General features: G+C 40.5%; 14 protein-coding genes. 4 read left to right on the top strand and 10 right to left on the bottom strand.

What is annotated here, in order from left to right:
• On the top strand, nucleotides 1-387 hold the full coding sequence (locus tag J8Z23_RS17345; protein ID WP_005395460.1) for a DUF3319 domain-containing protein: 387 nt from the start codon (nucleotides 1-3) through the stop codon (nucleotides 385-387).
• Nucleotide 388: 1 nt separating this feature from the next.
• Entirely contained in the window at nucleotides 389-700 is a 312-nt protein-coding gene (gene yciH, locus J8Z23_RS17340; RefSeq protein WP_012842285.1) for a stress response translation initiation inhibitor YciH, read from the top strand.
• A 262-nt stretch (nucleotides 701-962) separates the two neighbouring features.
• On the opposite strand, the gene J8Z23_RS17335 is transcribed toward yciH, so the two are convergent.
• Complete coding sequence (locus J8Z23_RS17335; RefSeq protein WP_301659096.1) at nucleotides 963-1223, bottom strand: hypothetical protein; 261 nt, start codon at nucleotides 1221-1223, stop codon at nucleotides 963-965.
• 452 nt (nucleotides 1224-1675) lie between these two features.
• The gene (locus tag J8Z23_RS17330) at nucleotides 1676-2032 is read right to left on the bottom strand and encodes a hypothetical protein (RefSeq protein WP_434635613.1); all 357 of its coding nucleotides are present in this window, start codon (nucleotides 2030-2032) and stop codon (nucleotides 1676-1678) included.
• An 81-nt stretch (nucleotides 2033-2113) separates the two neighbouring features.
• Here J8Z23_RS17330 and J8Z23_RS17325 point away from each other — a divergent pair, with 81 nt between their 5' ends.
• Both J8Z23_RS17325 and J8Z23_RS17320 read left to right on the top strand, forming a co-directional pair.
• Nucleotides 2114-2953, top strand: coding sequence for a LysR family transcriptional regulator (locus J8Z23_RS17325; protein WP_048625053.1), 840 nt, complete (start codon nucleotides 2114-2116; stop codon nucleotides 2951-2953).
• Nucleotides 2954-3259: 306 nt separating this feature from the next.
• Nucleotides 3260-3472 carry a hypothetical protein gene (locus J8Z23_RS17320; protein WP_012842272.1) on the top strand — a complete coding sequence of 71 codons (213 nt, stop codon included), beginning with the start codon at nucleotides 3260-3262 and terminating at the stop codon, nucleotides 3470-3472.
• Between the two features lie 102 nt (nucleotides 3473-3574).
• Here J8Z23_RS17320 and J8Z23_RS17315 read toward each other — a convergent pair whose 3' ends face one another.
• From J8Z23_RS17315 to J8Z23_RS17280, 8 genes are all read right to left on the bottom strand, one after another.
• A complete protein-coding gene (locus J8Z23_RS17315; RefSeq protein WP_301659098.1) occupies nucleotides 3575-3964 on the bottom strand; it encodes a universal stress protein in 390 nt (129 codons plus the stop codon).
• A gap of 973 nt (nucleotides 3965-4937) precedes the next feature.
• A complete protein-coding gene (locus J8Z23_RS17310) occupies nucleotides 4938-5099 on the bottom strand; it encodes a YoaH family protein (protein ID WP_005394474.1) in 162 nt (53 codons plus the stop codon).
• A gap of 42 nt (nucleotides 5100-5141) precedes the next feature.
• Nucleotides 5142-6263: a conjugal transfer protein TraF gene (locus J8Z23_RS17305; RefSeq protein WP_301659099.1), complete on the bottom strand. Its 1122-nt coding sequence runs from the start codon at nucleotides 6261-6263 to the stop codon at nucleotides 5142-5144.
• A 60-nt stretch (nucleotides 6264-6323) separates the two neighbouring features.
• Nucleotides 6324-7205, bottom strand: coding sequence for a DUF2861 family protein (locus tag J8Z23_RS17300; protein WP_005394478.1), 882 nt, complete (start codon nucleotides 7203-7205; stop codon nucleotides 6324-6326).
• A 6-nt stretch (nucleotides 7206-7211) separates the two neighbouring features.
• Complete coding sequence (gene vxrB / locus J8Z23_RS17295; protein WP_005394480.1) at nucleotides 7212-7874, bottom strand: response regulator transcription factor VxrB; 663 nt, start codon at nucleotides 7872-7874, stop codon at nucleotides 7212-7214.
• On the bottom strand, nucleotides 7849-9303 hold the full coding sequence (gene vxrA, locus J8Z23_RS17290) for a sensor histidine kinase VxrA (protein ID WP_005394482.1): 1455 nt from the start codon (nucleotides 9301-9303) through the stop codon (nucleotides 7849-7851). Before vxrA ends, vxrB begins: the two co-directional genes overlap by 26 nt.
• 155 nt (nucleotides 9304-9458) lie before the next feature.
• A complete protein-coding gene (gene pntB, locus J8Z23_RS17285) occupies nucleotides 9459-10835 on the bottom strand; it encodes a Re/Si-specific NAD(P)(+) transhydrogenase subunit beta (RefSeq protein WP_005394484.1) in 1377 nt (458 codons plus the stop codon).
• 8 nt (nucleotides 10836-10843) lie between these two features.
• Nucleotides 10844-12400: a Re/Si-specific NAD(P)(+) transhydrogenase subunit alpha gene (locus J8Z23_RS17280; protein WP_005394487.1), complete on the bottom strand. Its 1557-nt coding sequence runs from the start codon at nucleotides 12398-12400 to the stop codon at nucleotides 10844-10846.
• Between the last annotated feature and the right edge of the window lie 38 nt (nucleotides 12401-12438).

Raw genomic sequence — 12438 nt, 5'->3', positions numbered from 1 at the left:
ATGGCGATTTCAAACTATAGAGGTTTTAACCTGCAGTCAGGCGGACCAGATGGCAGTATTTGGAAGGTTAAAATCAAAAACCACGTCTTACAAGGCAGTTTGACGGCGGTAAAGAAAAGCATTGATTGGTGGTGCGACACCGCATCAATTATTGATCCCAAAGAGTTTGCCGCCCTTGGACAAAGAGCGCAGCAAGTTGGTGGTGCAAAATCAGAAGTCTTTAACGGTTATACGATTCAAAATGATACAGGTCAGCCCAACTCTTGGTACTGTATGTTTAATGGTAAACTGATTAAGGGTAGTAAAACTGCTATTCAACGTCATATCGAAGCTTATTTAGTTGCAAAGCAAAAAGCGATGCAAGCTCAACAACAAAAGAAACAATAGAATGACTCTGGTATATTCAACAGAAACCGGTCGAATTAAGCCGGAAGAAGAAAAAACATCTCGCCCCAAAGGCGACGGTATTGTACGAATTCAGCGCCAAACGAAAGGACGTAAAGGTAAAGGTGTATGCATCGTTACAGGTTTAGACTTGGATGATGCACCTTTAAAATTATTAGCTGCAGAACTCAAAAAAGTCTGCGGCTGTGGTGGCTCGGTAAAAGATGGCAATATCGAAATTCAAGGTGATGCTAGAGACAAGATCAAAGCGCATCTTGAAAAGAAAGGCATGACAGTCAAATTAGCCGGTGGCTAATTTACATTCAGGGAAACTCAGAATGGCGTCTAAAAATAGACGCCATTTTTTATTTTAGTAAGTAATACGCTAATTGAAGAACAAGCAATCGCAGATTGATAGATCGATATTAGCTATTTTATGGTAAATAGCCATTATGTTTAATACTCACATTAAAGTCTTTAAATTTCAAATTCACAGGGGGAATAGGAGCGCTCATTGGCAACATTTGGCGTACGATTATATAAAATTTAACATAATATACATAATACGCACTTTGGAGTTAGAAGATTAGCAGTGGCGATGTCAGCTTAGTTACACCGTATTTGGCTTTTTCGGCCTTGCAGGCTTCATCGGCTGTATTGTATGGACCATGAACTTCGATTTCACCGCAGCGGCCACTTGATAAGAACCAGTCATCAACTTTAAAACCGTGTAGCTGATTAAGTTCCTGCACTGTATCTTTGATTACGTTCGACACTATACGCGTTTGTTCTGCATCTTGCTCATTCAAGTAGACGAACAGTTGGATTGGATATTCCATTATTTCTCTGCAACTTTCTGAGTTAACAAGATCTTTTGCTGGCGTTCTTGAAGTTCTGATACTAACTCTGCTGGGCATGAGCTAGTGTTTAAGTTATATCAGATAAGCAACCTAACGATTGCTTAAAGCCTTTGTCTTCAAATCTCATTATATCCTTTCGATAACTTATGTTTTAAGTTATCGAAAGGATGAGAAAATTCAATGTTCTCACTTATGGCCACATATTGTTCATCCCAAAAGTGTAAGTATTACATTAGCTTTACAGGAACAAGGCATCCATTAGATGTAAACTCTCTACTTTTCAATCTATACCTAGATCTTTCTTCATATGTTCACTCAACTCGCTAGTGGTTCTTACATTAATTTTATGTTTGCAATGATGGATTCTCAACTCTTCACCAAATAATTTTACTAATGATTTTGTATACAAAGCACTAATATTATTTATTATTCTATACAATGTACCTTTCTGATAAACAGATCTTTTCGAATTTTGTATTGCAGTCTTCATATTTAAATATTCTCACATTTTTAACTTTATAATTTAAAGAATTATTTTCAAGTTCGATCTTTATTATTACTTTTGTCGATATTGAATGAGTCATTATCACTGATGCGCAATCGACAATTAAATCACCTGAATCTAACTTAGTAATTTCACGAGAGAGAATTTTTATTTTTAAATTTTCCGTTTCGTTATTTAAGTCGATTGAGTTAAATTCTTCAGGATATTTGTTTAACTTAATATCCAATATGGTTTTATTAAGATAGTAGTCTGCCATTATTTCATGACGGCTTTTAAATATCATTGTCCCCCTCCGTTGATGCAAGTTATACTTTCCCTCCCCTTAAAAGACAACGTGACTCAGAGTTGCAAAAAGGTAACAATCATGGAATTGATGAACAATGAGCTGGTCTGCTTTGCAGCCATTTGTAAACACCTCTCTCTTACAGAGGCATCAAAAGAACTTGGAAAGTCGAAAGCTCAAGTCAGCAGGCAGCTAGCGGCATTAGAAAAACAACTTGGTGTAACACTCGTCCACAGGACAACAAGAAAACTCGTTTTAACTGATCATGGCGAAAGCATTAGAGAGCTAGCCATCAAAACGTTAGAGAGCTTGCAGGAGTTGAATTACAGAGCTAGCTCGTTGAGTGAATGCATTAATGGAAAGTTTAAAATTACAATGCCCAACTCTATAGCCTCTTCTATTTTTGGCTCTGTTCTTAAAGGCTTACAAGAACGATATCCAGCAGTGAACTTTGAAATATCATCAAGTAACAATGTTGAGAATTTATTAGAAAGCAATGTAGATTTAGCGATTAGGCTTAATAACATTATTGATGACACTCTGATTGCACATAAAATTGGTAATTATAACGATGTTTTAATATCTACAGTTAACAATGCCAATAACAACACGCTATTAATCTACAAGAATCACTCGAATAAGGAATCAATTAAAAAGCAGTACACTGACGTTATCGAAGTTGATAATACCTCTATTTTAATAAACTTTGTCTCTGAGGGGGTTGGGGTTGGCGTCATTCCAAACTATCTTGTAAAAGGTAACCATATAGATAACAATATCCAAATTTCACAAAATTTTGATATAGAACGCTCCATGTATATCGCCTACCCTTATCAAAACCCTCTACCAAGAAAGCTAGCTGAAATATCTACTTTTATTAGGTCTGAGTTATCAAAAATATTGAAAAATGAATCACTTTAGGATGGCTTTTCAAGTTTATAATTTTCCTTTGATAACTCATGAGGTCTAGCGAGAAGCTTTGTAACGTATTGTTTCAAAGAGTCTCGTTAGGCATTTATGAAAATCCCCATCTTTATGCTTGTTATCACAACATGAGATGCTATACCGTTTCATTATCAAGGCTTTGCGTGGAATAAATCACGTGGGTTAAACGATAGATTGACTTACATTAAAAATTTAATCGAAAGCAGCTTTATATTAAATTGATTTCATACCTTTCTGCGTGTATCTTCTACCCATATCCCCACAATAACCAAGGAGAATGCCATGGATAAGCTACTCGCGTCTGCACTAGAAATTAAGCAGCGAACTATGGTGACTGGCTTTTTTGCTAGAAATGGATTCAAAATCGCTATGACCGATTTTGATGATGTCACTTTTGAGCGAGAAGGTGTGCAAGTTAACGTGCATTTTGATTTGCAGTCAAACGCAGAGTCTGCATCTATTTTATCCCAAGAAGCTTCTGCCATTCCTGGTTAATTACTTTGTCGTCAATCATGCGTAAAGCCGAACACAAACGTTCGGCTTTTTAATATACGAAAAACGGGATTACATAAGATGTGGCACAAACCTGCGTTACTGTTACTCATCCAAGTAAACAATCAATAAATCCGCTTCAACCTCATTCGCTACCTTTGGTACCGATGAAAAGAAACGGCTCAATAAATTATGATGATGACCGCAGACTACGAGGTCTATTTTTTCTTTTTTTACGATTCCCGACAATTTGATATGCAGGTCGCCGATAACTGCCATCGTCTCGTGTACTGGATATAGGCATTTATCAGCGAGTTCTTGTAGCTCCTTTTGCAACTTTTGTTCTTCTTTCGGCTCCATGATCACACGATCAACATCCACATAAACGAATGAAAGTTTGGCGTTCGAGTTCTTTGCTTGAGTTATTGCTTTTTCGATAACGACTTGGCTAGATTGAGATAAATCAACAGCGACTAAAACGTGCTTGTAACTCATTCTTTCTCTCCTAGTTAGTTTTCATGTGCTTATAGTAAGTCTAGTTCACTAAGAGCGAATGCAATGTCTAAACTCATATTTCATGAAAATATGGGAGTTTGATATAAGAATGTGGAAACAGCCGAGCGATCAGCTATCTAATAGCCATTGAAGGCTCGTGAAGTCAACTAGTGACTTAGGAACCAGTTATTGATATGTGGCCCATTTTGTTCTCCTCCTTAAGATGTACATAACTATGTAACTAAAGCAAACAAGCCCACGTTACGCCGTCACTACGCTTCTAAACCCTGTCAATTTCTATTGCAGCTTGTTTTATATTCCTAATTACAACGTCGCCTAGTTTAGTAAAACCACTTGGCAATAAGTAATTTTTTCGTGTAATCCATCGATCAAGATTAAGAGTTATTTCATAGACAACACTGAATTAAAGACAAGATTTAGAGTTAAAACAGAGTCCAACACTCCTATGTTCAACTTAAAACCGACATACGTCTGCGAGCACTTACTGTCTATATAACGTCACTATATAACTATATTCAGATTTTATTTTTCTGTTACAACGTGTCTTTTTTATCTTTGCAGCATAATCCTCTACTTGAAAACATACCCAATCATCATCTTGTAACTTAATTACACCAAAAGATGTTTAAAACATAACCGCAAGATAAAAAGACCAACACAAGTTACTGAATTTATTAATTTTAATTTAAAAGATAGCATTTCACCCCACATTCGTTCAAGCCAGAACGCATCAAGGTTAACTTGAATAAGTAAAATTTTACCAATTGCTTAGTACGGAATAGAGGAAGTTGAATAAGTAAAATTTTACCAATTGCTTAGTACGGAATAGAGGAAGTTGAATAAATTGAAAGGTATAGAAATAACGTTACGACGTAACTACGTTAAGGTGTGAAAATATTTGAGGATAATATGAGACCAAAAAAAACAGGGCCAAAGCCCTGATATGAATTAATTAGTTTTGTTGCTGTTGTTTTTCTGCGTACTCAGATCGAATCTGTTCGGCAACAATTTTGATGGCTTCTGCTGTACTTGTGCCCTTCGCCATCAATTCTTGAATTTTCTCTACAGCTTGTTGTTGCTCTTGGTGAGATAGAGGGGGTAAATCGTCAAACATAAAAAAGCTCCTCATTTTGAGGAGCAGACTATAACGATTCAATTAATAGGTCGCAAGGAAATTAATGGATGCCCCCATTGCGTTCTCGTTCGTGTACTGAGCAGCAATATCTAATTCGATCAACTTAAGTGGAGACAGTCCAATACCCGCAGTAATGGTACCTTCGTCGCTACTTCGAGCTAAGTTTTTCATATAACCCGCTCGCAATGCCAGTTGACGCAAGATATCAAATTCAATACCAGCTCGAATCATTTGCGTATTATCATCAAAGGATGAAAAACGTTTTTCTTCATTAAGATCGTAGTCGACACTCATAGTAAAGTAATCGGCAACAATCCCTGCCCCGACCGTATATACGGGACGCATGCTGTATTCGTATGATTTAATCGTATCACTGCCATACATGAACGATTTTGTTTTAACGTCTCTTCCGATCAAGTTTTTTGCTGAAATACCGACACGGTATGGGCCAAAGAACCAAAGCGCGCCCGCATCCAAGTTAAACATCGTTTCCGCTGTCTCATGTTCACGTAAGTCTTTGGTATCGAAATTCTGAAAACTCGTGGCGTAAGAGTACGTATAAATACGCTGAAGTTTAGGCGTAACACCAAATGAAAGGTGTTGATTCATAAAGTTGGTGTATTTAGCAAGTGATACACCTGCTTCAGCAACACCAATAGAAACACCTTGTACGTAGCTATCATCTAACGGATTAGTACCTGACGTATCTACTTTTGGTTGTACGAATGATTCAGTGTATAACTTACCGTATGCAGTTGCAGATAAAAATTTATTAGGAATACCTATAGCGACAACGCCACCAAGATCAAAGTCAGTTTTTTTTCCATCTATGGCATTCATCGATTTTTTGATTTCATCGACATCGGTCAATTTGCTGATGCGTTCGATTTCATCGACAAGATCATATTGATCATCGTAGTTACCACCAAAACTTGGCACGATCATTCCTGCGTCGTCGTTTCGGCGATAAATTGCAGTAAGTGCGGGGTTGAAAAAAGGAGCAGTCAGATAAGTTGCTGATACCGTACCAACACCACCCATCGCATCGCTACGAGCTTCTATCGCATAAGTGGCAGCCGAAGCAACGTTTGCGAAAAGTGTGGTGGCAACAGAGGTGGCTAGAATTTTATATTTGTTTTTCATACTACACTTGTGATTTTGGTTCTTCCTGAAACTTTATCGGCACAAATGGTATTTCTTTAACTATTCTTCTTGGGAAAGATCATAGGTTCGGCTAATAGTTTGAGCTTGCTCAACAATTATATCGCCCTGCCAACGACGACTGTTGATACTCACTGCTAGCACGTATCTATCATTTGGGACGCCCGCAAGCTCTAGTGAATTGGGATAGTTAGACTCGTACGTCTTTTTCCACATTTGCTCGTATTGACCATCAATGTAGTCATATAAACCAACCTCAAGTTGCGGTAATGGACAATGGGGATTACGAAGTGCGCTCTTTTCTACTTTCCAATTCTCTTTAGATGTCCAACGAACATATTGCGAAGAATTGGAATCTCCTAATATTACCCAAGTTCGATACTCTTGTTTATCTTTAGAAACAATAGTTAAGTGATACAAGCCTGCTTCAAGCTTACCCGTGAGGTTATAGCGTTTCGAATAACTACGCTCATTGGCTAATTCCGTACCGCTCGGCTGTTCTTCATAACTGAATGAACTGTCTGCGGATATAGAATCATCCACCCATCTATTAAATGAAATATTTTCGATGTCAGTTGTAGCTCTTAGCTTGATCACTAACCTAAATGTATCTCGCCCAGGGCTTTGGATGGTCTGACGAATAACGTTCACGCCACTTATCCATTCAGGCAGCGTTACACCAGTGAGAGACTTGCCACAGTTTTTAGATAGTGACTGACCAAGAAGATCATTGAGATGAGGAGTCAAATCTTTGCTTGGTTCCGTTTGCCACAGTTCAACAAGAGAGTTGAACATACCGGCAAGATCATCTTCAAGTAAGTGTTGATGTGCCTGCGTTAAAGGCGTGTTGGTTTGAAACCAGTCCATTGCATGGACTGGTTTCACTAACGCTAATGAGAGAACTACGGGGAGTAGTGTTTTCATTATGACTTATGCTTTCATCTTGTAGCCAACACCGCGAAGTGTTTCAATTTCCAGTCCGGGCAGTTTTTGACGAAGCTGCAATACGTGCGTATCCACAGTACGTGTTGTTGGGAAGTGATTATAACCCCAAACGTGGTCAAGTAGCTCATCACGAGTAAACACGCGACCTAAGTTCGACGCTAAAAATAGCAGTAGATCAAACTCTGTACGAGTTAACGTAATTAGCTCATCTTTATAGGTAACTTCACGAGTTGAACGATCAATTTCTAAGTCTTTTGTGATCACTTTATCAGCGCTGCTTTGCTCTGCTGAATCCGGTGCTCGTAGCTGTGCACGGATTCTCGCAAAGAGTTCCGCTTCAGCAAAAGGCTTCGTTAAGTAGTCGTTCGCGCCGGAATCAAGGCCTGCAACTTTATCTTTTACGGTAACAAGTGCCGTTAGCAAGATAACTGGTACGTCTTTAATCTGTTTCCATTCTGGGAGACATTGTACAGAGTCACCATCTGGGAGTTGGCGATCGAGAATAACCAAGTCAGCTTTTTTCCATTGTGGTTCTACGTCTGCAATACGTTCCACATGTAAACACTCATATCCTGCTTGTTCCAGGCTTACTAACAGGCCATCAGCCAAGTTTTTATCGTCCTCAACGAGAAGCAGTGTCTGTTTCACAAGGTATCTCCAATATAAAGGTTGTAGGTGGTCCCATCAGGGACATTTTTCCGCCCATGCGGCCTACCATAGATTCAACGATTGTTAACCCAAGTCCTAACCCGCTCTTACTGACGAACGGTTTCTTCAAATTTGCCCAATCTTTAGCCGTTAGGCCACCAGCATCTCGGACTTGGAATACTATTTTTTCTTCACTAGTTGAAACATCCAATTCAACTGGTGCAATACCGTACTTAAGCGCATTACGAAGCAAGTTATCGATACAAGTTCCTAACCAGTACACATTAACTTTAGCAGCCACATCTTCATTGATGTTGAAAAGCACGGCACTATCAAATTCTTCTTCGATCTTAAATTCTAACCAGTCTGCGACAGACGGAACCCAGTCTGTTGCAAGCATTTGGTTATCAGATTGCAAATAATCTTTACTCGCTTCTGCCAATTGACGCAAACGACGTGTATCTTCACACAATCTGCGAAACTCGTCATATACGCTTTCAGGTAGGTGCTCGAACTCTCGGCGAAAGCCCTCAACCGTCAGTGATAGAGATGCAATCGGTGTTCTGAGCTCATGCGTTAAAATTTGCAACACAAGCATTCTACTACGGAGCTCTTCTCGCTTACTATTCCAGCGGTATACAGCCCAACCAATCACTAGAAGAATGTTTGCGATTACCAGTATGATCATACTGATCCGCAAAACTTGTGAGTGATCTTCTACATCCCAACAAATATTGCCTCGTTTAACAAAGCAACTTTTGCTTTGAGACGCTAGAGCGTACGATAAACCCGCATTAGCGACGTTTTCTTCCCAGATATCTTTCTCGAAAACAAAGTAACGGTCACCACGTCGTAACCAAAGTTCGTTACCTTCGATAAACATGCTCGCGCCTGCAATCAAAGCATTAATGGCGTCGTCGTCCATGTTTTTCAAGCTTTCTAACAACTCATCCCCTTCCTCATTGTCACGCTCTTTAATATGCATGTATTGAGCAAGCTTGGGTTTGAGTTCTGGATACTTATCCACATAGCGTGCAGCATAAGTCCCACCACCAGGGTGAATGAGGCCACTACGCGAGAACCAACGTGGTGTAAGTTGCGTCCCTTTACAGATAGCTCTTGTAAATACTAACGGCTCAGTAATTAAAGGACTTAGTGGCAATTTACCACGACAAGTATTCGCTAAGCTGTAAAGCTGTTGTATATCTTTTAACGGATAGTCAGACGTTTGCGGCAGAAGCGAATCTGGCGCAAGTAACTTGGTAGGATAATTTGATTGCAGAATACGAATATCATACGATTTAAGAGCTACTTCATAATTAAATAGCTCTGTAAACGTATCTATTCTTTCTGGTAGTGAATCGGAAAATGCAGGTGCCGAAAAAAGCGGCAATACAGTTGCAAAACCGAGCAAAAACTTTTTAATCAAACTGTTACCGTCACTTGTTACATTAGCCAAAACTATACATCAATCTACAAGCAATTGACATCTGCTAACAGAAGGATTTGCATTACTATAACATTGAAACGGAACAAAAAAGGGCCAGCGATTGCTGACCCTGTATAGTTTTAAATCAAGAATGGTTAGAGTGCTTTAAAAATAGACTCAACACTTTCCTTCGCATCACCAAATAGCATTGATGTATTTTCTTTGAAGAACAGTGGGTTCTGTACACCTGCGTAACCAGTATTCATTGAACGCTTGAATACCACTACATTTTTCGCGTTCCAAACCTCCAGTACAGGCATACCAGCAATCGGGCTGTTCGGATCTTCAAGAGCTGCTGGGTTTACCGTATCGTTAGCGCCGATAACCAGTACGGTATCGGTTTCAGCGAAGTCATCATTGATTTCATCCATTTCAAGAACGATATCATACGGTACTTTCGCTTCAGCAAGTAACACGTTCATATGTCCCGGAAGACGACCTGCTACTGGGTGAATACCAAAGCGAACCTCAATACCTTTTGAACGAAGTACGTCAGTAATTTCATGCACTGGATACTGCGCTTGCGCTACAGCCATACCGTATCCTGGAGTGATGATTACTGATTTTGAGTTCTTCAGCATTTCAGCGACTTCTTCTGCCGTTGTTTCGCGATGTTCGCCCTGCTCTTCGTCACCTGAAATTACAATCTCTTGACCAAAGCCACCAGCAATAACACTGATAAACGAACGGTTCATGGCTTTACACATGATGTAAGAAAGAATCGCACCTGAAGAACCAACCAACGCACCTGTTACGATTAATAGATCATTTGCGAGCATGAAACCTGCTGCTGCTGCTGCCCAACCTGAATATGAGTTCAGCATTGAAACGACAACTGGCATATCAGCACCACCAATTGAAGCAACTAAGTGGTAACCGAACGCGAACGCAATCAGTGTCATCACAATCAGAGCGAACATGCTGCCATCTGCTTTTACGAAGTAGATCATAAGAAGCGTAGAAATCACAACCGCTGCAAGGTTCATTTTGTGCTTGTGGGGAAGGTTAAGCGGCGAAGAAGAAATCACACCACGTAACTTACCAAATGCAACAATTGAACCCGTGAATGTTACGGCACCAATGAAGACACCCAAGAATACTTCTACAAGGTGGATAACATGTTCAGCATGAGTTGCTGCTTCTGGCGCATCAAGGTAACTGTTGTAGCCAACTAAAACCGCAGCTAAACCTACAAAGCTGTGCAGTATCGCAACCAGTTCTGGCATTTCGGTCATTTCTACTTTCTTCGCATAGAAAATACCGATCGCCCCACCTATCGCCATCGCAATAATGATCCACCCAAAGCCTTGAGCATCAGGGCTGAAGATCGTCGCGATCAGCGCGATCGTCATACCTGCGATACCATAGTAGTTACCATTACGAGCGGACTCTTGCTTTGAAAGCCCCGCCAAACTCATGATGAAAAATAATGCAGCAACAATGTAAGCTGCTTGTACTAATCCTGCAGACATTGTAACTCCTATTTATCTTTGCGGAACATTTCAAGCATACGCTTGGTGACGGTGAAACCACCGAAGATATTGATGCTGGCGATCAATACAGCAATAAAGGATAGGAATGAAACGACCCCATTACCTTGCCCAATTTGCAGTAATGCACCAACCACAATAATGCCGGAGATAGCATTCGTTACCGACATCAGCGGAGTATGAAGTGCATGGGTAACATTCCAAACCACGTAGTAGCCGACAACACAAGCTAAAACAAATACAGTAAAGTGAGAAAGGAACGCTGCCGGCGCAACCGATGCAATCCAAGCAAAAGCACCTACTGCCGCGGCTACACCAATAATTTTCTTCGTTGGAGAGGTAGGTTCTTCTACTTTAGGCTCTGGTTTCGCAGGTTGCTCTTGTTTCACTTGCGGCTGCGCTGAAACCTGGATTGGTGGCGCAGGCCATGTAATTTCACCTTCTTTAACCACGGTGACACCACGGATAACAACATCTTCGAAATCAATATTGATGTTACCGTCTTTTTCTTTACACAGCAGTTTTAGAAGGTTAACAAGGTTTGTCGCGTAAAGTTGAGAAGATTGCGTTGGCAAACGGCCGACCATGTCAGTGTAACCAACAATTTTTACGCCATTATCTGTCATGATAACTTGGTCTTTCACTGTGTATTCACAGTTACCGCCATTAGCGGCTGCCAAGTCAACAATTACACTGCCCGCTTTCATGCTGTCGACCATTTCTTTGGTGATCAACTTCGGCGCAGGTTTACCAGGGATGAGCGCGGTCGTAATAATGATATCAACATCTTTAGCTTGCTCTGCGTATAACTCTGCCGCTTTTTTGTTGAAGTCATCGGACATTTCTTTTGCGTAGCCGTCACCAGAACCAGAGTCTTCTTGGAAATCCACGGTCAGGAACTCTGCTCCCATGGACTCAACTTGTTCTTTTACTTCTGGGCGAACGTCAAATGCACGAACAATAGCCCCTAGGCTACCCGCAGCACCGATTGCAGCCAAACCAGCCACACCCGCACCAGCGACCAATACTTTCGCTGGTGGTACTTTACCGGCAGCCGTGATTTGACCTGTAAAGAAACGACCAAACTCATGAGCTGCTTCAACAACCGCACGATACCCAGCGATGTTAGCCATCGAAGAGAGCGCGTCTAAGGCTTGTGCACGAGAGATACGAGGAACAGAATCCATGGCAAGAACGTTAATGTTCTTACTTGAAAGTTGTTCCATCAACTCTGCGTTTTGAGCAGGCCAAATAAAGCTAACAAGTGTTGCACCATCTTGTAGTAGTGCGATTTCGTCAATGCCTTGTTCTTCATCTACGATTGGCGCATTAACTTTTAGAATAAGACCAGATGCCCAAACTTCTTCACTAGAAACGATTTTCGCACCAGCAGCTTCATAAGCAGCATCATCGAAACTCGCAAGCACCCCCGCTTGGGATTCAATCGCGATATCGAATCCCAACTTTATTAACTGCTCAACCGACTTCGGCGATGCAGCTACTCGCGATTCACCCGCAAGTATCTCTTTAGGTACACCGATTTGCAAAACGCATACTCCTTGTATACATATCAATAAATTAGTCC

Origin of the sequence: Vibrio sp. SCSIO 43086 (genome assembly GCF_051132235.1) — a bacterium.
GTDB classification, from domain to species: Bacteria; Pseudomonadota; Gammaproteobacteria; order Enterobacterales; family Vibrionaceae; genus Vibrio; species Vibrio diabolicus.
This window is presented reverse-complemented; position numbering and strand designations above follow the sequence as displayed.